This window comes from Pseudogemmobacter blasticus, assembly GCF_003071405.1.
In the GTDB taxonomy this organism is placed as follows: domain Bacteria; phylum Pseudomonadota; class Alphaproteobacteria; order Rhodobacterales; family Rhodobacteraceae; genus Pseudogemmobacter; species Pseudogemmobacter blasticus.
Genome location: NZ_CP020470.1, coordinates 2,761,410 through 2,783,716 on the forward strand (window position 1 = coordinate 2,761,410; position 22,307 = coordinate 2,783,716).

At 67.9% G+C, this 22,307-nt stretch carries 22 protein-coding genes; 5 read left to right on the top strand and 17 right to left on the bottom strand.

Annotated features, from left to right (window positions below; genetic code table 11):
- Nucleotides 1-58: 58 nt before the first annotated feature.
- A complete protein-coding gene (locus tag B6K69_RS13475) occupies nucleotides 59-421 on the bottom strand; it encodes a winged helix-turn-helix domain-containing protein (protein ID WP_108644933.1) in 363 nt (120 codons plus the stop codon).
- A 147-nt stretch (nucleotides 422-568) separates the two neighbouring features.
- On the opposite strand from B6K69_RS13475, the gene modA reads away from it, so the two are divergent.
- The gene (gene modA / locus B6K69_RS13480) at nucleotides 569-1,339 is read left to right on the top strand and encodes a molybdate ABC transporter substrate-binding protein (RefSeq protein ID WP_108644147.1); all 771 of its coding nucleotides are present in this window, start codon (nucleotides 569-571) and stop codon (nucleotides 1,337-1,339) included.
- Between the two features lie 14 nt (nucleotides 1,340-1,353).
- Here the strand turns inward: modA and B6K69_RS13485 are convergent, their stop codons facing one another.
- Genes B6K69_RS13485 through B6K69_RS13545 form a run of 13 tightly spaced genes read right to left on the bottom strand, consistent with a single transcriptional unit; the run spans nucleotide 1,354 to nucleotide 15,443 of the window.
- Complete coding sequence (locus B6K69_RS13485; RefSeq protein WP_108644148.1) at nucleotides 1,354-2,694, bottom strand: NADH-quinone oxidoreductase subunit N; 1,341 nt, start codon at nucleotides 2,692-2,694, stop codon at nucleotides 1,354-1,356.
- On the bottom strand, nucleotides 2,694-4,148 hold the full coding sequence (locus B6K69_RS13490) for a complex I subunit 4 family protein (protein ID WP_108644149.1): 1,455 nt from the start codon (nucleotides 4,146-4,148) through the stop codon (nucleotides 2,694-2,696). Before B6K69_RS13490 ends, B6K69_RS13485 begins: the two co-directional genes overlap by 1 nt.
- The gene (locus B6K69_RS13495) at nucleotides 4,139-6,142 is read right to left on the bottom strand and encodes an NADH-quinone oxidoreductase subunit 5 family protein (RefSeq protein ID WP_108644150.1); all 2,004 of its coding nucleotides are present in this window, start codon (nucleotides 6,140-6,142) and stop codon (nucleotides 4,139-4,141) included. The genes B6K69_RS13490 and B6K69_RS13495 overlap by 10 nt, the downstream gene beginning before the upstream one ends.
- A gap of 1 nt (nucleotide 6,143) precedes the next feature.
- Nucleotides 6,144-6,452: an NADH-quinone oxidoreductase subunit NuoK gene (nuoK, locus tag B6K69_RS13500; RefSeq protein ID WP_107673522.1), complete on the bottom strand. Its 309-nt coding sequence runs from the start codon at nucleotides 6,450-6,452 to the stop codon at nucleotides 6,144-6,146.
- Nucleotides 6,449-6,961 carry an NADH-quinone oxidoreductase subunit J family protein gene (locus tag B6K69_RS13505; protein ID WP_108644151.1) on the bottom strand — a complete coding sequence of 171 codons (513 nt, stop codon included), beginning with the start codon at nucleotides 6,959-6,961 and terminating at the stop codon, nucleotides 6,449-6,451. The genes nuoK and B6K69_RS13505 overlap by 4 nt, the downstream gene beginning before the upstream one ends.
- Complete coding sequence (gene nuoI / locus B6K69_RS13510; RefSeq protein WP_108644152.1) at nucleotides 6,958-7,473, bottom strand: NADH-quinone oxidoreductase subunit NuoI; 516 nt, start codon at nucleotides 7,471-7,473, stop codon at nucleotides 6,958-6,960. The genes B6K69_RS13505 and nuoI overlap by 4 nt, the downstream gene beginning before the upstream one ends.
- Complete coding sequence (gene nuoH, locus B6K69_RS13515) at nucleotides 7,470-8,435, bottom strand: NADH-quinone oxidoreductase subunit NuoH (protein ID WP_108644153.1); 966 nt, start codon at nucleotides 8,433-8,435, stop codon at nucleotides 7,470-7,472. Before nuoH ends, nuoI begins: the two co-directional genes overlap by 4 nt.
- On the bottom strand, nucleotides 8,432-10,942 hold the full coding sequence (locus tag B6K69_RS13520; protein WP_228156737.1) for a 2Fe-2S iron-sulfur cluster-binding protein: 2,511 nt from the start codon (nucleotides 10,940-10,942) through the stop codon (nucleotides 8,432-8,434). The genes nuoH and B6K69_RS13520 overlap by 4 nt, the downstream gene beginning before the upstream one ends.
- Nucleotides 10,939-12,228: a complex I 51 kDa subunit family protein gene (locus B6K69_RS13525; protein WP_108644154.1), complete on the bottom strand. Its 1,290-nt coding sequence runs from the start codon at nucleotides 12,226-12,228 to the stop codon at nucleotides 10,939-10,941. The genes B6K69_RS13520 and B6K69_RS13525 overlap by 4 nt, the downstream gene beginning before the upstream one ends.
- Entirely contained in the window at nucleotides 12,225-12,698 is a 474-nt protein-coding gene (nuoE, locus tag B6K69_RS13530; protein WP_108644155.1) for an NADH-quinone oxidoreductase subunit NuoE, read from the bottom strand. Before nuoE ends, B6K69_RS13525 begins: the two co-directional genes overlap by 4 nt.
- Nucleotides 12,695-14,452: an NADH-quinone oxidoreductase subunit C/D gene (gene nuoC / locus B6K69_RS13535; protein ID WP_108644156.1), complete on the bottom strand. Its 1,758-nt coding sequence runs from the start codon at nucleotides 14,450-14,452 to the stop codon at nucleotides 12,695-12,697. The genes nuoE and nuoC overlap by 4 nt, the downstream gene beginning before the upstream one ends.
- Complete coding sequence (locus B6K69_RS13540; protein WP_108644157.1) at nucleotides 14,449-15,048, bottom strand: NADH-quinone oxidoreductase subunit B; 600 nt, start codon at nucleotides 15,046-15,048, stop codon at nucleotides 14,449-14,451. The genes nuoC and B6K69_RS13540 overlap by 4 nt, the downstream gene beginning before the upstream one ends.
- Nucleotides 15,045-15,443, bottom strand: coding sequence for an NADH-quinone oxidoreductase subunit A (locus tag B6K69_RS13545; protein ID WP_107673514.1), 399 nt, complete (start codon nucleotides 15,441-15,443; stop codon nucleotides 15,045-15,047). The genes B6K69_RS13540 and B6K69_RS13545 overlap by 4 nt, the downstream gene beginning before the upstream one ends.
- 450 nt (nucleotides 15,444-15,893) lie before the next feature.
- On the opposite strand from B6K69_RS13545, the gene B6K69_RS13550 reads away from it, so the two are divergent.
- From B6K69_RS13550 to B6K69_RS13560, 3 genes are all read left to right on the top strand, one after another.
- Nucleotides 15,894-16,394 (top strand): lysozyme inhibitor LprI family protein, encoded by a 501-nt coding sequence (locus B6K69_RS13550; protein WP_228156738.1) that lies wholly within the window; start codon nucleotides 15,894-15,896, stop codon nucleotides 16,392-16,394.
- Between the two features lie 120 nt (nucleotides 16,395-16,514).
- Complete coding sequence (locus tag B6K69_RS13555; protein WP_108644159.1) at nucleotides 16,515-17,855, top strand: ABC1 kinase family protein; 1,341 nt, start codon at nucleotides 16,515-16,517, stop codon at nucleotides 17,853-17,855.
- Nucleotides 17,852-18,475 carry a class I SAM-dependent methyltransferase gene (locus tag B6K69_RS13560; RefSeq protein ID WP_108644160.1) on the top strand — a complete coding sequence of 208 codons (624 nt, stop codon included), beginning with the start codon at nucleotides 17,852-17,854 and terminating at the stop codon, nucleotides 18,473-18,475. The genes B6K69_RS13555 and B6K69_RS13560 overlap by 4 nt, the downstream gene beginning before the upstream one ends.
- A 63-nt stretch (nucleotides 18,476-18,538) precedes the next feature.
- On the opposite strand, the gene B6K69_RS13565 is transcribed toward B6K69_RS13560, so the two are convergent.
- The 3 genes from B6K69_RS13565 to B6K69_RS13575 all read right to left on the bottom strand — a co-directional run bounded on the left by B6K69_RS13565 (nucleotide 18,539) and on the right by B6K69_RS13575 (nucleotide 21,627).
- Entirely contained in the window at nucleotides 18,539-19,861 is a 1,323-nt protein-coding gene (locus B6K69_RS13565) for a TRAP transporter large permease (protein ID WP_107673510.1), read from the bottom strand.
- Between the two features lies 1 nt (nucleotide 19,862).
- The gene (locus B6K69_RS13570) at nucleotides 19,863-20,543 is read right to left on the bottom strand and encodes a TRAP transporter small permease (RefSeq protein WP_107673509.1); all 681 of its coding nucleotides are present in this window, start codon (nucleotides 20,541-20,543) and stop codon (nucleotides 19,863-19,865) included.
- Nucleotides 20,544-20,610: 67 nt separating this feature from the next.
- Nucleotides 20,611-21,627 carry a TRAP transporter substrate-binding protein gene (locus B6K69_RS13575; protein WP_107673508.1) on the bottom strand — a complete coding sequence of 339 codons (1,017 nt, stop codon included), beginning with the start codon at nucleotides 21,625-21,627 and terminating at the stop codon, nucleotides 20,611-20,613.
- 223 nt (nucleotides 21,628-21,850) lie between these two features.
- On the opposite strand from B6K69_RS13575, the gene B6K69_RS18415 reads away from it, so the two are divergent.
- Nucleotides 21,851-22,300, top strand: a complete 450-nt coding sequence (locus B6K69_RS18415) for a hypothetical protein (protein ID WP_228156739.1) — start codon at nucleotides 21,851-21,853, stop codon at nucleotides 22,298-22,300.
- The last annotated feature ends 7 nt before the right edge of the window (nucleotides 22,301-22,307 follow it).

The window sequence follows — 22,307 nt, forward strand, 5'->3', positions numbered from 1 at the left end:
CTCCTGTGCCCTTGGCCCATGGTGGCTGGAGCCGTATCCCGTGTGCGGCCGGCCTTCGTCAGCGGTCCCGTGGGCGCATCAGGGCTTCAAGGGCCTGCATGTCGGGGGCGGCGGCCTTGGTGGCCGCGGCCTCGATGGCGCGGAAATGGGCCAGAACCTGATGGCCGGTCTCTGACAGACGCGCGCCGCCGCCGCCGCTGCCGCCGCGGCTGCTTTCGACCAGCGGAGTGGCGAAGGCGGCGTTCATCTCCTCCACCAGCATCCAGGCGCGCTTGTAGCTCATCTCCATCCGGCGGCCGGCGGCCGAGATCGAGCCGGTGTCGCGGATGCCTTCCAGCATGGCGGCCTTGCCCGGACCAAACCGGAAATCGACGAAGAACAGGCGAAGGAACAGGCGCGCATCATCGGGCAGGTCGGTCATGCTGCCAGTTTTGCGGGCAACGGCGGCGGGGATCAAGCGGGATCAGGCGGGGAATGTCCCGGGGTTGTGTTTTGCCGGAAATATCGCTTGCGCGGGGCCGGCCCGTGGATTGTTATGTTTCTTCAGACATAACGCCAAGGAGCCCCCATGTCCTTTCCCCGCCGTCCCCTGTTTGCCTCGCTCATTGCCGCCACGCTGGTGCTGCCGCAGGTTGTCGCCGCCGAAGAGGTGGTGGTATTCGCCGCCGCCTCGCTGAAGAACGCGCTGGACGCGGTGGCCGCCGATTTCCAGACCGCCACCGGCAATACTGTGACCATCAGCTATGCCGGGTCGAACGCGCTGGCCAAGCAGATCCTCGAAGGCGCCCCGGCCGACATCTTCATCTCGGCCGCCGTCAACTGGATGGATGAGGTCGAGAAGGCCGGTCTGGTGGTGCCCGGCACCCGCGAAGACCTGCTGGGCAATACGCTGGTGCTGATCGCCCATGGCAAGGACGCGGCCCCGGTCGAGATCAAGCCCGGCTTCGATCTGAAGGCCTTGCTGGGCGATGGCAAGCTGGCCATGGCCATGGTCGATTCGGTGCCCGCCGGGCAATATGGCAAGGCTTCGCTGGAAAGCCTGGGAATCTGGCCGGCGGTCGAACCCATGGTCGCGCAGGCGGAAAACGTGCGGGCGACGCTGGCGCTGGTTTCCGCGGGCGAGGCTCCCTATGGCATCGTCTATGCCTCGGACGCGGTGGCCGATGACAATGTGACGGTGGTTGGCACCTTTCCGGACGACAGCCACAAGACCATTCTTTACCCCGCGGCGCTGCTGACCGGCGCAGCCGATGCCGCCGACAAGGCGTTTTTCGAGGCGCTGTCCACCGAAGCGGCGGACAGGCATTTCGCCGATCAGGGCTTCAAGGTTCTGAACTGACCGGCCTCTGCCGGTCAGGGCAGGCTGGCTGTGACCAGCGCGTCCAGCGGCACCGGATAGACGCCAAGCCCCACGATGGTGGCCGCCGCGGCAAGCAGCACGGCGGCTTCTTGCCAATGCGGGGGGCGGGGAAAATCCACCCCGTCGCGCCGGAACAGGGTGACGGTGAAGCGGAGATAGAAGTAAAGCCCCGCCGCCGAGCCAAGGATCGCCACGGCCAGAAGCCCGTAGGTGCCCGCCTGCGCCAGCGCCGAGAACAACTGGAACTTGGCCCAGAAGCCCACCGCCAGCGGCAGGCCCGCCAGCGACAGCAGCGCCAGCGTCAGCACCGCCCCGGTCATCGGCTGCGCCCAGACAAGGCCGCGCAGGCCAGTCAGGTTGGCGTCGCGGTCCAGAATGGCCGCGGCGGCAAGGGCGGCAAACAGCGCCGGCGCATAGGTGGCAATGTAGAACAGCACCGCCTGCGACGTGTCTGCCGCGCCCGAGGCCAGGATCAGCGCCAGATAGCCGGAATGGGCGATGGACGAAAAGCCCAGCATCCGCGGCAGCGACGGCTGGCGCAGCGCCTGCAGATTGCCCAGCACCACCGAGGCGATGCCAAGCGCGGCCAGCCCGGTTTGCCAGATGCCGGTGGCGGGCATCTGCGGTTGCAGGCGCAACAGCACGATGGCGACCCCCACCTTCGAGGCGACGCCCGCCACGATGGCCGCTGCCGCAGGCGCGCCGGAAAAGATGTCGGGCGTCCACATGTGGAACGGCACAAGCGAGAACTTGAACGCCAGCCCCGCCAGCAACAGCGCCGCCCCCAGTGCCACCAGCCGGTCGGTCGACGACCAGGCGGCAAAGGTCAGCTCGCCGGTCACGGCAAAGGCGAAGGCCAAGCCCATCAGCAGCGTTGCCGCGCCGATGCCGCCCAGGATCAGCAGCTTGTAACCTGCCTCCAGCGCGGGGGCGCTGCGGGGCAGCACGGTCAGCGCAATCAGCGCCAGTGTCACCAGTTCCAGCCCCACGAACAGCGTTGCCGCATGGGACGCCCCCGACAGCACCGATGCGCCCAGCGTTGCCAGCAGGATCAGCGCCGGCGCCTCGCGCGGGGCCGAGGCGGGGCGCAGGATCGCCAGCGCCGCCAGCCCTGACAGACAGCACAGGCCGGTGCCGAAGCGGGCGGCGGTATCGCCCGTCAGCAGGGCCGAGGTCAGCGCCCCCTGCGATCCGGCGGCAAGGATCAGCGCCGCCAGCAGGCCAAGTGCTGCGATGCTGCGGGTGGTGCCGTCGGACGCGCGCGGCGAGATCGCCATGGCGATCACGGCGGCAAGGCCCAGCACGGCCAGCGGTTCAAGGCCCATGGTCGCCATCACGGAGTCGCCGCCCGCAAGGCCTCGACCGCCGAGTTCACGGCCGGATCAAGCCCGGTCATCAGGAACTGCGGCAGCACGCCGAACAGCAGCGTTCCGATCGCCAGCACGACCACCGGCCCCAGTTCGCGGAACGACAGGTCAACCGTGACCTGCGCCTTGCGCGGGGTGCCAAAGACGATGCGCTGGAACAGCCGGGTGCCATAGACCACCGACACCACCAGCGATACCAGCGTGATCGAGGCGTAAAGCCAGTTCACCTGGAACATGCCGGTGATCACCAGCGCCTCGCCCAGGAAGTTGGCGGTGCCAGGCATGGCCAGCGTGGCCGAGAAGAACAGCGCGAAGGCGGCGGCAAAGCGCGGGGCGCTGCGTTGCAGCCCGCCCAGTTCACGAAGGTCGCGGGTGTGAACCCGGTCATAGACCGCCCCGATCAGCAGGAACAGCGCCGAGGCCGAGAAGGCATGGGCCACCATGATGATCCCCGCCCCCATGAGCGAGAAGTGGACGCCGCCGCAGATGCCCATCAGCACCACGCTCATATGCGCGACCGAGGTATAGGCGACCAGCCGCTTGGCGTCGGTCTGGCCGCAGGCGACCAGCGCGCCATAGATCGTGCCGAAGGCGCCAAGGATCAGGCCATAGGGGGCCAGCACCTCCATCCCCTGCGGGAACAGCAGGGTGGGAAAGCGGAACAGGCCATAGGCCCCGGTCTTCAACAGCAGCCCCGCCAGCAGGATCGAACCGACGGTAGGCGCCTGGGTATGGGCATCGGGCAGCCAGGCATGGAAGGGCGGCACCGGCAGCTTGACCATGAAGGCCAGCGCAAAGCCCAGCAGCAGCCAGATCTGCGCCGTGGCGGGAAGGCCGCGTTCGGCCACCTCGAAGGCATCGAAGCTGACGGTGGGGCCGGAGGCGCCGATCCAGAACACCGCCGCCAGCAGCCCAAGCCCGGCGATGGCATTGTAGATCAGGAACTTGATCGCCGCCGCTTCGCGGTCGCCATGGCCCCAGATGGCGATCAGCAGGAACGAAGGTACCAGCATCAGTTCCCAGAAGAAGGCGAACAGCACCAGGTCAAAGGCCAGGAACACGCCGTTCGAGGCGGCAACGGTCCAGCACAGCGTGGCATGCAGCAGCGGCGCGCGGTCGGTGGCGTTCCACGAAAGGACCACGGTCAGCAGCCCCAGCGCCAGCGACAGCGCCACCATGATGAACGACAGCCCGTCGATGGCCAGGATGATCGACATGCCCATGGCCGGCGCCCAGGGTTCGCGGGTCATCATCATCCAGCGGCCGGCCTCGGCATGTTGATAGGTCCAGGCCAGCGCCAGCACGCCGCAGAACAGGAACACCACGGCCACGATGCGGGCGGCGGTGGGTTCGGCCTTGCCGGCGATCAGGGCGAAGATCCCCCCGAGGAAGGGCAGAAGGATAAGTGCGATCAATGCCATGTCAGTCCCCAGGCAAGTAGCAGAAGCCCCGCGGTGCCCGCGGCCATGTAAAGCCCGTGGTCGCGGGCGCGGCCGGTTTGCAGGCGGCGCAGCGCCGCCCACAGGGCCAGGATGCGGCCGCCAAACGCGGTCCAGGTGCGGTCGATCCAGTCCGGGGCAAAGGGTGCGGTGATGGCGCGTTGCAGGCGCAGCGCCGCCATGGCGGGCAGGCTGCCGACCGGATCGGCAACGCCGCGGCCATAGCCGTTCAGCCAGCGTACCAGTTTCACGAAGGGCCAGACAAAGATGATCTGGTACAGCGTGTCGATCCGCAAGCCGCGGCTGAAGGCCAGCGCGATACGGACCCAGAAACTGGCGGGTTTTTCCTGCTTGCGCGGGCGGCGGCGGGTGCTTCGGGCAATGTCACGGGCGCGTTGCAGCCCGTTGGCCAGCGCCGGCACATAGGCCAGCGCAAAGGCGATGGCGACGCCCACAAGCGGCGCGGCCGAGGCCACGAGAATTGTGAACATAGGCGCATGCGGCACTTCGGCGCCCAAGAGGTGCATGATCGGTTCGACCAGCCCGCCCGCCAGCAGCGCGCCAAAGCCAAGGAAGGCCAGCGGCACAAGCGTATAGCCGGTGTCGTGGCTGTCGTCGTGGGCGTCGGCCTTGTCACGGTCTGGCATGGCGGCGATCAGCACGGCGCGGGTGGCATAGGCGGCGGTCAGCACGGCGGCCAGAACGGCAACGGTCCAGAGCGCGCCTTCGGCGCCCCAGACGGCGCCCAATATCGCCTCTTTCGACCACCAGCCGGCAGTGATGACCGGCAGCCCCGCCAGCGAAGCCGCACCGGCACTGAAGGCCAGGAAGGCCAGCGGATTGCGCTGGCTGGCGCCACGCATCGCCATGATGTCGGTGCCGCGCGGCGAATGGTGGGTGATGTGCCCGGCCGACAGGAACAGCAGCGATTTGAAGATCGCATGCACCACGAAATGCGCCGCCGCCGCCTCGGGCGCGCCCACGCCGATGGCCAGCATCATGTAGCCGATCTGGCTGATCGAGGAATAGGCCAGCAGGCGCTTGATGTCCTGCTGGAACAGCGCCGCGGCGGCGCCGAAGATCGCGGTCAGCGCGCCAAGCCCCGCACCGACGGCCATCACCACCGGCTCGGCCTGGATGATGGGCGAAAAACGCATCAACAGCACGGCCCCGGCGGCAACCATGGTGGCCGAATGCAGCAGCGCCGACACCGGCGTCGGGCCGGCCATGGCCGAGGGCAGCCAGGTGTGCATCGGCACCTGCGCCGATTTGCCGATGGCCCCGCCCAGCAGCAGCGCGGCGATGATCGGGCGCATCCCGTCCTGCGCGGCCACCCCGGCCGGGATCAGGTGGTCCAGCCGCACCGAATTCGCCTCAAGGAACAGCAGCAGCAGCGCGGCCAGCAGGAAGGCGTCGGCCACCCGCGTCATGATGAAGGCCTTGCGCCCGGCGCGGATCGCCTCGGCCGAGGTGGTGTTGTAGGCGATCAGCAGATAGGAGCAGAGCCCCATCAGTTCCCACCCCAGGAACAGCACGATGGAATCGCCGGCCAGCACCATGGTCAGCATCCCGGCCAGGAACAGGTGCATCAGCGCGAAGAACCGCCGCAGGTCGGGCAGCGCCGTGCCCTGCATATAGGCGACCGAGAACAGGATCACCGCTGCGCCGATCACGCAGACCGTCAGCCCCACCAGCGCGGCCAGCGGGTCCATCTGCAGCGCCAGCGCCACGGTGGATTCGCCCACCTTCAGGGTAAAGATCGGCACCATGCCGGTGCATTGGCCGTGGAAACAGGCATTGGCGAACACCAGCATCGGGATCAGCGGACCAACCCCGCCGATCAGCGCCAGCGCCCGCACCTCGAAATCGCGCAGGCGGAAGGGGTCAAGCCCCAGCATCACGAAACCGGCCAGCGCGATCGACGGGATCGTGAGCAGCAGGTGGTTATAGGTCAGGACAAGGCCGAAAACTTCCATCTCAGTGCCTCAGGCTGCTGAGGCTGTCGCTGTCGGTGCCGTCAGCGGTGCGACGCAGGCGCAGATACAGCGCCAGCCCCAGCGCCACCTCGGCCGCGGCAAGGATCAGGATCATCACGAACATCGCCTGCCCCCCGGCATCGGCATGGCGCGCTCCGGCGGTGATGAAGGCCAGCGACGGCCCGGCCAGCGCGACCTCAAGCGACAGAAGCTGGATCAGGATCGACCGGCGGGCCAGAACGCCGAACAGCCCCACCACGAACAGTGCGGTGGACAGCAGCATCAAGGCGGTGAAACTGTCTTCGGTCATCCCCGTCCCTCCGGCTTGCCGCGCCGGCCCAGGTGGCGCGCGCCCATCAGCGCGGCCAGCAGCAGGCCCGAGGCGATTTCCACCACCGCCGCCCAGGGGCCGAACAGCAGCATCCCAAGATCGGTGGCAGAGACCGCGGCCCCCATCGGCGCGGCCGCCTCTGCCCCCGGCGCGCCGCGCCAGGCAAACAGCGGCACCAGCACCAGTGCCGCCACCAGCGCGGGCGGCACCCAGGCGCGGCCCAGCCGGGCGCGTTCCTGCTCCAGCGCCTTGGGTGAGGCATCGACCGTCATCACCACGAAGACGAAGACCGCCAGAATGGCCCCGGCATAGATCAGGATCTGCGCCGCCCCCGCGAAGGAGGCACCAAGCGCGAAGAAGCTGGCCGACAGAGACAGCAGCGTGACCAGCAGCCAGATCAGCGCGTGCACCACGCTGGCGCGCGTCACCACCAGCAGCGCCGAGATCAGGGCCAGCGACCCGGCCCACAGGGCGAAGGTTGCGTTCATGGCGTCAGATCCTTCAGGTCAACCGGCGGCGCCTCGTTTTCGCCTGCGCCCTTGTCCTTGCCGGCGATGGCCTTGCCCGCCACCTGCCAATAGCTGTAGTCGGGCCGCTTGCCGGGGCCGGCGATCAGAAGATCCTGCTTGTCATACAAAAGCGAGTCGCGGTCGTAGTCGGCCAGTTCGAAATCGGGCGTCAACTGGATGGCGCTGGTCGGGCAGGCCTCTTCGCAGAAGCCGCAGAAGATGCAGCGGGAAAAATTGATGCGGAAGGTTTCCGGATACCAGCGGCCATCCTCGGTTTCGGCCTTCACCACCTCGATGCAATCGGGCGGGCAGGCGGCGGCGCACAGGTTGCAGGCGACGCAGCGTTCCTGGCCGTCGGGATCACGGGTCAGCACGATGCGCGCGCGATAGCGCGGCGGCAGCACCGGCTTGACCTCAGGGTAGCCGCGCGTCTGCTTGGGCAGGAACAACATGCGCCCGATGCGCCAGAGCTGGTCAAGGATGCCGGTCATGGCTGGCCCCCCAGCACGACAATGGCCCCGGTCAGCAGCAGGTTCAGCAGCGCCAGCGGCAGCGCCGCCTTCCAGGCAAAGGTGATCAACTGGTCATAGCGCGGACGCGGCAGCGCGGCGCGAACCCAGATGAAGGCGAAGGCGATGACGCCCATCTTGACCCCGAACCACACCGGACCGGGCAGCCACGGCCCATGCCAGCCGCCGAAGAACAGCGTGGTCGCCAGGGCCGCGACCAGCAGGATGGCAAGGTATTCGCCCAGGAAGAACAATGCGAAACTCATTCCCGAATATTCGGTCATGAACCCTGCCACCAGATCCTGTTCGGATTCCTGCAGGTCAAAGGGCAGGCGGTGCGCGGCGGCGGTGCCGGCGATCAGGAACAGCAGGCAGCCCAGCGGTTGCTGCACCACGAACCACAGGTCGCCCTGCGCGGCAACGATCTGGCCCAGGTTGAACGATCCGGTCAGCAGCACCACGCCCATCAGCGACAGGCCAAGGAAACTTTCATAGGCCAGAAGCTGCGCCCCCGCGCGCAACCCGCCCAGCATGGCATAGCGGTTTCGGCTGGCCCAGGCGCCCAGCACCATGCCGTAAACGGTCAGCGCCAGCATCCCCATCGCGAAGATCAGCCCCATGTCCAGCGCCGCCACCGACATCTGCGGCGCGAAAGCGATCACGCCGAACCCTGCCAGCACCGGGGCCGAGGCCAGCACCGGCGCCAGACGGTAGGCAAACAGATCGGCGCCGGACGGGGCCGCGTCTTCCTTGGTGATCAGCTTCACCGTATCGGCCACCCATTGCAGAAAGCCGAAGGGACCAACCCGGTTGGGGCCAAGCCGTTCCTGAAAGAACCCCAGCACCCGGCGTTCAACCCAGGTGAACACGCCCGCGGCAACCAGCAGCGTGGCAATCAGTAGGGCCGAGAAGATCAGCGTCAGGATCGTGCCAAGGATGGTCATGGCGCCCCCCCAAGGATGACGGGGCGCAGGGCGCGCAGGCCCGACAGGCCGATGTGGCCGGCCGGAAGGTCCGGGTCCAGCGTCAGCGGTGCGGGGGCAGGGCGGCCGTCGATCACCAGCAGCGCGCCGGCGGTCAGCCCAAGGCGGGCGGCATCGGCGGGGTGCAGCGTCACCCGCGCGGCAGGTGCGCGCGCGGTCAGCGGCGGGCTGGCGGCATCGGCCTCATGCGCGGCAAAGGGGCTGTGCAGCGGCAGGCCCAGCAGCCCCGCGCCGGGGGGCGGGTCGGCCAGCGCCGGGGCATCGGCGGCGGCGTGCAGGACGTTCACCCCCGGATCGCCACCTTTCAGCGGCCCGCCGATCCATTGCTGCGCCGCATATTCGGCCGAAACGGAATGAAGGCCGGGCCGGTCGGTCCAGGTGGCCAGCGTGGGTTCGGGCGCGCGGTCGCCTTCCATCGTCCAGCTCAGCGGCGAATCCGGGTCGGTCCGCGTCGCGCGGTCAGGGTGGTTTCCGGCGGTGCGCGCCGATTGGCGCGGATGGGCGCGCGGCACCGGCCCGTGGTCCGCGCCGGGCGCGGCGTCCCGAACGGCGGCCAGCGCGGGCAGGTCGGCAACCAGCGCCTCAAGCAGCGCCTCAAGCCCGGGTTCGGGCGTGTCGTCCGCCAGCGCGGCCAGAACGCGCCAGGCGGCGGGGGCCTGCGGATCGGCAGGTCGGAAGGCAAAGCTGCGCTGGGCACGCCCTTCGTGATTGACCCAGGTTCCGGCTGCTTCCGCAGGGGCCGCCACCGGAACGGCCAGCGCGGCGGCGGTGGTGGTTTCGGTCGCCAGATGGTCCAGCGCGATCACCTGCGTTGCCTTTGCGAACAGGCGTTCGACAAGCGCCGGATCGGCCCGGCGGAACAGGTCGTTTTCCAGCACGACCAGCGGGCCGGGGTTCCGCTCCAGCTCGGCCAGCGCCGCCTCGATCCCGCCTGCGGGCGCCAGCAGCGACAGGCCGAAGCTGCCGGCTTCGGCCGGGAACAGCGCAAGCTGCGCCTTCGGGCCAAGGGCGGCGGCCAGGCTGGCGGCGGCTTCCACCGGGCCGGCAAGGCCAAGGCCTGCGCCCGCGATGATCAGCGGCGCCCGCGCCGCCGACAGGGCCTGCGCGATGGCACTGGCCTCGGCGTCTGCCGGCCGGCCTTGCAGGGCGGCCAGAATGGCCGCGGCAAAGGCCGCCATGTCATGCGGCGCGCGGCGGATCGCGAAACTGGCAATATCGTCCAGCGCATCGGGCAGCGCGGTGACAAGCGCCAGCGGCGACCGCCGGCCTTCACCGGCCACGCGGACGGCATCGTCCAGCCACAGCGCAACGCCCTTCTTGCAGGCCAGATCGCGTTCCGCCCCGCGCACGGCCTGCCGCAGCGCCAGCGCGGCGCGCGGCGCGGTGGCGGTCAGGTCTTCGCCCAGCACCAGAATGGCATCGGCGGCGGCCATCTCGGTCAGGCTGGGGGCAGGGCTTGCCTTCAGCAGCGCCGCCATGCGCGCGGTCAGCGCGGTTTCCCGGTCTGTCACGCCGGCAAAGAACCGGCCCGGCCCGACCAGCCGCCGCAGCGCCCAGTTCGATTCCAGCGAAGCACGGGGCGACCCCAGCCCGACCGCCCCCGCAACGCGGGGCAGCGTGACGGCGCCGGTCAGCCGCCCCTGCCCATCCACCGACCAGGGCGACCAGCGGCCCCGGTCACACAGGAAGAAGCCGTTGATCGCGCCGTGATAGCGGTTCAGCACCCGGCGCAGCGTTCCGCCCCGTTCGTTCAGCGTCACGTTGCAGCCCGCACTGCATCCGGTGCAGATGGCGGGCGTGGCCGACAGATCCCAGGGCCGGGCATAGACGCCGGACCAGGCCTTGTCGGTGAAGACGCCGGTCGGGCAGACCTCGGACAGGTTGCCGGCAAAGGGGCTGTCCAGCGGCCCGTCCTCGGTGCGGCCGAAATACAGCCGGTCATGCGCGCCGAAGGCGTTGAAATCGCGCCCGCCCGCATGGTCGCGATAGAATCGCAGGCAGCGCCAGCAGCCGATGCAGCGGTTCATCTCATGCGTCAGCAGCGGGCCAAGGTTCTGGTTGCGATGCGTGCGCTTCGGCCCCGTGGCGCGGCGGTCATGGTGGCCGGTGGCAACCACCATGTCCTGCAAATGGCAGGCGCCGCCTTCCTCGCACACCGCGCAATCATGCGGGTGGTTCAGCATCAGCCATTCAATGACCTGCGCCCGGAACCGCGCCGCTTCGGCATCGGTCGTGTCCACCACCATGCCGTCGGTGACGGGGGTCATGCAGGCCATTTCCAGCTTGCCCGGCGTGCCTTCGCCCGGCGCGACCTTCACCGCGCACATCCGGCACGCCCCGACCGAACCAAGCGCCGCGTGCCAGCAGAAATGCGGCACATCCACGCCCTGTTCCAGCGCGATGGACAAGAGATCGCGGCCATCCTCGACCGTCACCTCGCGCCCGTCGATCTTCAGCTTGATGGTCATGGCGCCCTCCGCCGCGGGCAGCCGCCGTGCAGGTGGTCGTCCACCAGATCGCCAAAGCGCGACAACAGCGAGGCCAGCGGCCCCATGGCCCCGCCCATCAGGTCGCAGAAGCTGCGGCCGCGCGGGCTGGCCTCGCGGGCGATGTCGTGCAGGGCTTGCAGGTCTTCGCGCCGGGCGGTGCCCTCTTCCAGCGCGTGCAGGATGCGGGCAGCCCAGGGCAACCCCTCGCGGCAGGGCACGCACCAGCCACAGCTTTCGCGGGCGTAATAGGCCATGTGCCGGGCCGTCACCTCAACCGGGCAGGCGGTTTCGTCCAGCACGATCAGCGTGCCGGTGCCCAGCATCGACCCGGCCTTGGCGACATGGCCAAAGTCCATCGGCACATCCAGCGCCTCGGGGCCAAGAAAGCCGGTGGCGCCGCCGCCGGGCTGGAAACACAGCAACCGACCGTTGCCCGACACGCCACCGGCGCGGTCGATCAGTTCGCGCGCGGTGGTGCCCATCGGCGCCTCGATCAGGCCGGGGCGGTTCACCCTTCCCGACAGGCCGTACAGTTTGGTCCCGCCTTCCTCGGTGCGCGACAGGGCGCGGAACCATTGCGCGCCATGCGCCAGAATATGCGGCACATGCGAGATGGTCTCGACGTTGTTCACCGTGGTCGGGCGGCCCCACAGGCCGGATTGCGCCGGGAAGGGCGGGCGCTTGCGCGGCATGGCGCGACCGCCTTCCAGCGCGGCGATCAGGGCGGTTTCCTCGCCCACGATATAGCGGCCGGCGCTGGGGTGCACCCGCATGTGCAGGCTGTAGCCGGTGTTCAGGATGTTGTCGCCCAGCAGACCGGCGGCCTCGGCCTCGGCGATGGCGCGGGTCAGGCCGGTGATCGCGGCGCGGTAATCGTCACGGATCAGCACGATCGCTTCGGTCGCATGGGTGGCGAAACCGGCGATGATCGTGCCTTCGATCAACTGGTGCGGCAGGGCCTCCAGAAGGAAGCGGTCCTTGAAGGCGCCGGGCTCCATCTCGTCGCCGTTGACGATCAGGTAGTTCGGGCCGGGGCTGACGGCATCGGCCGCGGCCGGCATGAAGCGCCATTTGCGCGCCGCCGGGAACCCCGCCCCGCCGCGCCCGTTCAGGGCGGCGGCATCCACGGTGTCCAGCACCTGCAACGGCGTCAGCGCAAGCGCGCGTTCCACCGCCTGATAGCCGCCAAGCGCGCGCCATTCGGCCAGGCTGTGCGGCGCGCGGTCAGGCCGGGCGCGGCCGGTCAGGGGAAGGTCGGTCGTCATGGCGCGCCCCCGATCAGCTCTTCCAGCAGCGCGGGCGTCAGCGGGCCAACCAGCGTGCGGTCCGGGCCAACCACGGCGGCGGGCGCGCGGTCGCAACCGCCGACGCAGGCGCTGTTGATCAGGGTGAAGCGGCCATCGGGCGTGGTCTGGCCATAGCCGATGCCAAGCCGGGCCCTGATCGCATCGCGGATCGCATCCGCCCCGTTCAGCCCGCAGCTTGCCCCGTCGCACAAGAGAATGACGGTGCGCCCGACCGGGCGGCGGAAGATCAGGCTGTAGAAGCTGGCAACCCCGTCCAGCTCGGCCGGGGTGACGCCCAGAACGGCGGCCACCTGCACCAGCCGTTCGTCGGAAACCCAGCCTTCCGCCGCCTGCACGCTGCGCAGCGATTCCAGCATGGCCGCGCGCGGGCCGCCTTCATGGGCGACCAGATGCCGGATGCGGGTTTCCAGGTCTGCGGGCAGGGTCATCGGTCAACATCCGACATGACGAAATCAAGGCTGGCGATATGGGCCACCACATCGGCCACGGTCATGCCGGGCAGGATGTGCGGCAGCATCTGCAGATGCGCGAAAGAAGGCGTGCGGATGCGGGTGCGATAGCTTGAGGTGCCGCCGTCCGAGATCAGCGCATATTGCGCCAGCCCGCGGTGGGTTTCGATCTGGCCCGTCGCCTCGCCCCGCGGCACCACGGTGCCCTGCGCCATGGTCAGGAAATGCGGGATCAGCGTGTCGATGTCATGCTGCATCGCCGCGCGGTCGGGCGGGGTGGTCAGCGGGTGGTCGGCCTTGACGGGGCCGCCGGGCATGTTGTCCAGGCACTGGCGGATGATGCGCAGCGACTGGCGCATTTCCTGTTCGCGCACATCGGTGCGGTCATAGATGTCGCCCCGGCTGCCGGTGGGAACGTCGAACTCGAACTGGTCATAGCCGGAATAGGGCCGCAGCTTGCGCCAGTCGCAGGCCATGCCGGTGGCGCGCAGGCCCGGCCCGGTAGTGCCCCATTTCAGCGCGGTTTCCGTGTCATAGGCCCCGACGCCCACGGTGCGGATGCGGAACAGGTCCGAATTCATCACCATGCGGCGGTAATCGTCCAGCCGGGGCGGCATCCAGTCCAGAAAATCGCGGACCAGCCCGTCCCAGCCGTTCGGCAGGTCCATCGCCACGCCGCCGATGCGGAAAAAGGCCGGGTGCATCCGCGCCCCGGTGATGGCCTCCAGCACGCGGTAGCCGCGTTCGCGGTCGGTGAACATGTAGAAGACGGGCGACATCTGGCCCACGTCCTGCGCCATGGTGCCATAGAACAGCAGGTGGTTCATGATGCGGTAGAATTCGCACAGCATGACCCGGATCACCTGCGCGCGCGCCGGCACGGTGATGCCGCACATCCGCTCCACCGCCATCAGATAGGGCAGCTCGCTCATCACGCCGCCCAGATAGTCGATCCGGTCGGTATAGGGGATGAAGCCGTGCCAGGTCTGGCGTTCGGCCATCTTTTCCGCGCCGCGATGGTGATAGCCAATGTCGGGAACGGCCCAGATCACCTCTTCCCCGTGCAGGCCCAGCACGATGCGGAACACGCCATGGGTCGAAGGGTGGTGCGGTCCAAAGTTGAGCTGCATCAGCTCTTCCCCGTCCTTCAGCACCGGCAGGCCCAGGGCGGCGGGGTCGATGGTATTCGCAGCCTCTTCCGCCGCGAAGAACTCTTCCGTCATGCGGAAGGGCGGCTGTTCGGTGGCGCGGGCGTAATGGTCCTTGCGCAGCGGGTGGCCCTGCCAGGTAGCGGGCATCAGGATACGCCGGTGGCTGGCGCGGCCGTCGAAGGTGACGCCGAACATGTCGAAGGCTTCGCGTTCGTACCAGTCGGCGGCCGGAAACACCTGCGCAATGGATCGCGCGCGCGGGGCATCCGCGTCGCAGGCCACCTTCAGCCGGATGTCGGCATTGCGTTCCAGGCTGATCAGGTGGCTTTGCACCGTCACCCCGCGGGCGGGGCCGGGGCGATGCTGCCGGCGGGTTTCGTCCACCGCCCACAGATCGGCCAGCAGGGTAAAGGGCTGCGGCACCCGTTCGCGCAGGAAGTGATGCACGCCGGGGCTGGCCTCGGGTGTGATCCACAGCACCGGAAAGCCTTCGCCGGTCTCCTGCTGCGACAGGATCGCCGGGCCGAACTGCGCGCGCAGCGCCTCGACCACCGGGGCAAGAGGGGTGGCGTCAAGGCTCATGACGCCTCCTCGGGGCCGGTCAGGCGGGTCATCTGCGCGCGGGTCTCGCGCAGCGCATCGCGCCGGGGAACCGGGGCAAAGGGGCGGGCCGCCGGCATTTCGCCCATGCGGATGGACAGCGGCCGCCGCTCGGCCGCGATCTTCTGCTGCAGCAGGACCAGCGCGTCCATCAACTGTTCGGGCCGGGGCGGACAGCCGGGAACATAGACATCGACCGGCAGGAAACTGTCGACGCCCTGCACCACCGAATACACGTCATACATGCCGCCGGAATTGGCGCAGGCCCCCATCGAGATCACCCAGCGGGGTTCGCGCATCTGCTGATACAGCCGGTACAGCGGCACCGCCATCTTGCGGAACACCGTGCCCGACACGATCAGGAGATCGGCCTGCCGCGGGGTGGACCGGATCACCTCGGCGCCGAAACGGGCCTGATCGTAAACCGGCGTCAGGGCGCTGGCCATTTCGACATAGCAGCACGACAGGCCGAAGTTGAACGGCCACAGGCTGTGCTTGCGCGACCAGGCAACCAGATCGTCCAGCTTGGTGAACAGCGCGCTTTGCGCAAGGCCGGTTTCGGGCGCGGTATCGGTCACGACGCATCCTCCGCTTCGCGGGGCGGCGGGGCGGTTTCCAGCGCACCGTCCAGCCACAGCCAGGCCAGCGCCGCCAGCAGCACGACGATGAAGACGGTCGCCGCGATCAGGCCCGAAGGGCCAAGCAGCTTGGCCGCGACCGCCCAGGAAAACAGCAGCGCCACCTCGACATCGAAGATCATGAAGATGACGGCGATCAGGAAATACTGCGTCGCGGTGCGGCCCAGCAGGGCCGGGCCGGGCGGCGCGCCGCTTTCATAGATGCCAAAGCCCGGCCGCCCCGGTTCGCGCAAGGTGCCGGCGACCACAAGGATCGCCACCATCACGAAGGCCACGACGCCAAGGTGAAGCACCAGCGCGGCCCGCGGATCAAGCGTTCCCAGAATTTCGGACATCGCGTGTGCGGCCTTTCGTCGGTTGTCACCCAAACTGTCAATAAAAGCTGACAGTGGTCAACCTGACATGTTGTCTTATTGAAGAAACGCAATAACTTCCTATACCGGATCATGGTCCGGCAAGGCAGGATTGCCATTTCTACGTGTTTAACAACCGCAGGGCAACCGCGCAAGATGAAGGCGGATCTACAGGTGCCTTTCCGGCCCCCGCCCGCCGGGCGCCGCGCCTTTGCCGGTGCGGCGAAACGTGGCAGGGCGCGTGTTTGTCCCCCGGCTGTGTGACCTGATCACAGACCACCCCGCGGGCCGGATGCTTCATGCGCGCCATGCCCGGCGGCGCGATCCGCGGCCCGGGTCATGTGCCAGTCCTCACTTGTCGGAGGCCCCGGCCCCTGTTTCGGCCAGACCTCCCAGCCCCGAAAGGCCGGGTTCATGCAACCGAATGTTCTTATGCTGCTTTTGTCCATCGCCGGGGCAGGGGCGGGCCTTGCCCAGACCCCTGCGCCCCTTGCCCCCTCTGCCGAACCGACCGCGACCTGCGTCGCCGCCGCGAAAACCGGCGCCGACCGCGTCGCCTGCGTCGGGCGGGCCGCCGACGCCTGCCTTGCCGCGGTGAAGGGGGCGACCGATCTTGATGCCGCGATCTGCCTGAACACCGAAGCGGAATGGTGGGCGGCGCAGATGGAGCCCGCCTATGCCGCGGCCCAGGAACGGGCGGTGAAGCTGGACCGGATCTTTGCCAAGGCCATCAAGCAGGGCTCGCCACGGATGACCGACGATCTGGCGCTGATGCAGACCGCCTGGAAGGACTGGTCCGAAAAGCGCTGCATCCTTGAAGCGATGCGTTCTCGCGGCAAGCTGAACCGCATGGCGAAGGCCTCGGCCTGCCCGTTGCGGGTGACCGCTGATCAGGTTCTGCTGCTGCAGGCAGTGGCCGCCAATGAACGCTGACCGCGACAGGACGGAACGGCCGACGCAGGCGGCCTTGCCGGACGGGTCCGCAAGGCACAGGTGTACCTGCTGACACCTCCACGCCTGTCCCCTGCCGCCCCTTTGCCCGGAAAGCCCCAGATGCCGCATCGCAAGCCCGAGATGAAAGCCGTCGCCGTTCCCAGTTCACGCCTTGCGCGGCTGGCGCAACTGGGCGGCCTTGCTTCGCGCATTGCGGGGAATGTCGCGGCCGAGGGCGCGCTGCAATTGGCGCGCGGACAGCGGCCCCGCATGGGCGATCTGATCCTGACTCCGGCCAATGCGCGCAAGGTGGCCGACCAGTTGGCGCAGATGCGCGGCGCGGCAATGAAGGTGGGCCAACTGATTTCCATGGATGCGGGCGACATGCTGCCGCCCGAACTGGCGCAGATTCTGGGCCGGCTGCGGGCCGAGGCACATCACATGCCGGGGCCGCAGTTGAAGAAGGTGCTGGCCGATGCCTGGGGCACCGACTGGCTGCGCCGGTTCCAGAGGTTCGACGTGCATCCGATCGCCGCCGCCTCGATCGGGCAGGTGCATCGGGCGCAAACCCGCGACGGCCGCGATCTGGCGATCAAGGTGCAATACCCCGGGGTGCGCCGCAGTATTGATTCTGACGTGGACAACGTCGCCGCGCTGTTGCGCATGGCCGGGCTGGTGCCCCGGGGCGTGGATGTGGCGCCGATGCTGGTCGAGGCAAAGCGCCAGTTGCACGAAGAGGCGGATTATGAACGCGAAGGGCGCTGTCTTGCGCGCTTTGGCGAACTGCTGGCCGGCGAGGCGGCCTTCCTTGTGCCCGGCCTGCACGCCGACCTGACCACGCCCGATGTGCTGGCCATGGACTTCGTGCAGGGCATCCCCATTGATGACCTGGCCCCCGCCCCGCAGGCCGAGCGTAACCGCGTGATGACGCTGCTGATCGACCTGCTGTTCCGCGAACTGTTCGAATTCCGGCTGATGCAGACCGACCCGAACTTCGCCAACTACCGCCACGCCCCGGACACCGGCCGGGTGATCCTGCTCGATTTCGGCGCGACGCGCGAATTTCCCGCCGCGCTGGCCGATCAGTATCGCGGGCTGTTGCAGGCCGGGCTGCACGGCGACCGGCCCGGCATCCGGGCGGCGGCGCGGCAGATCGGCTTTCTGGGCGAAGACACGCCCGAACGGCTGGAGCTGGCCATGCTGGAAATGTTCGAGATGTCGCTGGAACCGCTGCGCCATGATGGCCCGTTCGACTTTGGCGCCTCGGATCTGGTGATGCGGATGCGCGAGGCGGCGATGTCCCTGTCGGACCAGCGCGACCACGTTCGCCTGCCGCCGATGGATACCTTCTATCTGCAACGCAAGTTCGGCGGCATCTACCTGCTGGCCAGCCGGATGAAGGCGCAGGTTGACCTGCGCCGCCTGATCACACCGCATCTGCAACAGGAAGGGGCGCCATGACCACCCCCGGACAGGCCTTCTGGAACCGGATCGCCGACCGCTATGCCGCGCGGCCGATCAAGGACGTGGCCGCCTATGAAGAGATGCTGGCCGAGGTGGGCGCGCGGCTGCGCCCCCGTGACCGGGTGCTGGAACTGGGCTGCGGCACCGGCGGCACGGCCATCCGGCTGGGCCCGCAGGTGGCCGAATGGATCGCCACCGATTTCTCGGACCGGATGTTGCAGATCGCGCGGGCCAAGGCCGTGCCTCCGAACGTGCGCTTCGTGCTGACAGAGGCCGGAACAGCCTTTGACGGCGCGCCTTTCGACGCGATCTGCGCCTTCAACCTGCTGCATCTGGTGCCCGACATGCCCGCCACGCTGGCGCAGGTTCACGCGGCGCTCCGTCCGGGCGGGCGGCTGATCAGCAAGACCTGGTGCTTTGCCGACCTGCGCCGGACCCTGCGCCTTCTGTTCCCGCTGCTGCGGGTCTTCGGGCTGTTTCCGCCCGCGACCGCCCTCAGCGAACCGCAGTTGCGGCAGGCAATCCTTGCCGCTGGGTTTGAAATCGAGACGCAGCGCAGCTTTGGTCGCAGCCCGCAAAGCCATTTCATCGTGGCGCGCAAGCCCGGGCCGCCCTGAAACGCGGATCGCCCGCCCCTTTCGGGACGGGCGATTGTCGCTGCAGGGCAAAAGGTCTGCCCGTTACATGCCCAGAAGATGCGGCAGGAACAGGCTGATCGCCGGGACGTAGGTCACAAGCAGCAGGAACACCAGCATCGTCAGCAGCCAGGGCCAGACGGCGACCGTCAGTTCGGTAATGCCCATCCGCGTGATGCCGCTGGCGACATAGAGGTTCAGCCCCACCGGCGGGTGACACATCCCCACCTCCATGTTGACCACGATCATGATGCCGAAATGCACCGGGTCGATGCCCAGCCGCACCGCGACCGGGAACAGGATCGGCGCCATGATCAGCACGATGGACGACGGCTCCATGAAGTTGCCCGCGGCAAGCAGAAGGATGTTGACGATGATCAGGAACACCCACCAGCTCAGACCGGCATTCACCATCCATTCGCCAAGCGCCTGCGGAATGCCCTCATGCGCCATCAGGAAGCTGAACAGCACGGCGTTGGTGATGATGTACAGCAGCATCGCCGACATGTTGGCCGAAGACAGCAGCACCCGCGGCACGTCCTTCAGCTTCATGTCCTTGTAGACGAAGACCGCCACGATGAAGGCATAGACCGCCGACATGGCCGCGGCTTCGGTCGGGGTGAAGATGCCGGTGTAGATCCCGCCGATCACCACCACAATCAGCAGCAGACCCCAGATCGCCTCGCGGAAGGCGGTCCAGCGGGCGCCGAAATTGGCCTTGGCCAGCCGCGGATAGCCGAACTTGCGGGCGCGGTACCAGGTGGTGAAGGCAAGGAACCCCGCCAGCATCAGGCCCGGAACGACACCGGCCATGAACAGCTCGCCCACCGAGGCCGAGTCGACGATCTGGCCATCGGGGCCCGGCACCTGCATCCCGCTGGTGGCCACCGCATACATCACCATCACGATCGACGGCGGGATCAGGATGCCCAGTGCGCCGGACGTGGTGATGACACCCGCGCCGAACTGCTTGGGGAAGCCCTGCGCCACCATGGCCGGCAGGATGACCGAGCCGATGGCGACCACCGTCGCCGGCGAGGAACCGGACACCGCGGCGAACAGGGCGCAGGCGATCACGCCCGCCAGACCCAGCCCGCCGTGCCAGTGCCCGACCATCGCCGTGGCGAAGTTGATCATCCGCTTGGCAACCCCGCCATGGGTCAGGAAGTTGCCGGCCAGAATGAAGAACGGGATCGCCATGATCTCGAACTTCTCGATGCCGGTAAACAGCTTCAGTGCCACCGTGTCGATCGGCACTTCGGTCATGGTGAACAGGAAGGTCAGAACGGTCAGGCCGAGCGAGATCGAGATCGGCATTCCGGTCAGCATGAGGGCGATGAGAAGCCCGAAGATGATAAGGGCGCTCATGTCATTCGTCCTTCGGCTTTTCGACCAGGTCGCGCGGCGTCAGCGGGCTGGACAGGAAGGCTTCGCCCAGATCGTCGATGCCGGCCTCTTCCTCGATCCCGTCAACATGGCCGTGGTCGTGGTGCGGCAGTTCCCCGGTGCGGGCAAAACCCCAGGCCACCTGCAGGAAGCGGAAGCACATCAGCGACGACCCCAGCGGAATGGCCAGGTAGATCAGCCACATCGGCAGTTCCAGATCGGGAGACCGGGCCGAGGCATGGGCCATGTGCCAGACGAAATTGGTGCCCAGCGTCGCGATGATGCCGGTGAACAGCGCGCCCGCGCAAAGACCGAACAGGATGAAGAACCGCCGCTTGGGGGCGGCCAGCCGGTTGATCAGCACGTCAATCCCGACGTGGATGCCGGTGCGCACCCCGTAGGCCGCGCCGAACTTGGCCATCCAGACGAACAGGATGATGCACAGCTCCTGCGCCCAGACCAGATTGATCGACCGCAGGCCGAAGTAGAACGTCTTGGCGGCCGCCGACAGCGCCGGCATTTCATGGGTGCGGAAAAAGGCCACGGCATCTGCCGAAAGGCCAAGCGAATAGCGGTGTACGACCGAGACGAAGATGATCACGGTCGCCAGCGCAATCAGCCAGACGATCAGGATCTCTTCGGCACGGTCAAGCAAGCGAAGCATGGCTTGACCTCATCACATGGGAAAAGGGAAGGGGTGGGGCGGCCCGGCCGGGGCCGCCCCGGGCCGGTCAGCCGCCGGTCGCGGCCTTGACGGCGGCGATGGTCTCGGCACCAATACGGTCGGCCATTTCGTCATGCACCGGGGTCAGCACCTCGACCCAGGTCGCGCGCTCTTCCTCGGTCATCTCGTGGAACTCGGTCGTGCCGGCCGCCTTCATGGCTTCCAGCGCGGCTTCGTTCTCGGCCTTGGCAATGCCGTTGGCATAGTCGGTCGCCTCGGCCATGGCCTTGTCCAGACCGGCGCGCACGTCTTCGGGCAGGCCATCCCAGAACTGCTTGTTCACGATCACCGCATAGCCCAGATAGCCATGGTTCGAGATCGTGGCGTGCTTCTGCACCTCGTTCATCTTCTGGGTGTACATGTTCGACGGCGGATTTTCGGTGCCGTCCACAACGCCGGTCTGCAGCGCCTGATACACTTCGCTGAACGCCATCACCTGCGGCACGGCGCCAAGCGCGTTCATCTCGGCTTCCAGCACCTTGGACGACTGGATGCGCATCTTCAGACCCAGGAAATCGTCCGGCGTGATCACGGGCGAATTGGCCGACATGATCTTGAAGCCGTTGTCCCAATAGGCCAGGCCGGTGATGCCCTTGTCCTCAAGTTTGCCCAGCAGCATCTTGCCGACTTCGCCCTTGGTCACGGCGTGCAGCGCGTCATAGTCCTTGAAGATGTAGGGCAGGTCGAAAACCTCGAAATCCTGCACGCCCAGCGGGCCAAACTTTGCCAGCGACGGGGCCAGCATCTGGACCGCGCCCAGTTGCAGCGCCTCAAGCTCTTCCTTGTCCTTGTAAAGCTGGCTGTTGGGGTAGACCTGCACGTCCACCGCGCCGTTGGTATAGGCTTCGGCCAGTTCCTCGAACTTGGCGGCACCCTTGCCCTTGGGCGTGTCGGGCGCCACGACGTGGCTGAACTTGATGACGATCGGCTCTGCCAGCGCCGGCGCGGCGAAGGACAGGACAAGCGCGGTGGCGCCGGCCATGGCAGCAAGCTGCCGACGGGTGATCGGGGTATGGGTAGCCATGTGATTCTCCTCCGGGCCCGCCGTCTCCCCGGCGGGAATGTGACAGTCATGCGTCAGAGGGGCGCGCGGTCGCTATTGTGGCTTTCCCCAATAGACAATCTGCCGCAGCCCGTGGCACACCGATCCGGTGTGAGGGGGAAACAACACGACCGACCGCGACGTTCCCGAAGCCGCCCCCGTTTCGGGGAAGGCACGCCCCGAGCCCTGGGCGGCCGAGAGCCTGATGGGTTCTCGCCGGTGGGACATGCTTTCGCTGGTGCCGCTGGTGGCCATCGTGGCGCTGATCGCGCTGGTGGCGGTGCTGATCCGCATCGGGGCACAGACCGATGACCAGCGCGCCCGCACCAAGCTGGCGACCGATGCGCTGTGGGTCGAACAGACCCTGCGGTTCCAGATGTCGGTGGATGAGGACATGCTGGTGCGGCTGGCGCTGGATGGCGCGGCCGACACCCCGCAGGATGTGCTGACCAGCCGCGCAAGGCTGCATATCGCGGCCAATCCCGAAATGCTGGCGGTGCGCTGGTTCGATGCGCAGGGCCGGCTGGTGGCCGGTGTGCCCGAAGGGGTATCGCCCGGCGAACAGGCCATGGCCGATCTGATGCTGCGCTCTCCCGCGGTGTCGTCGCGGCCGGTTTACGGCCCCGTCACCGATGGCGTCGTGACCATGGCGTAGCGCATCT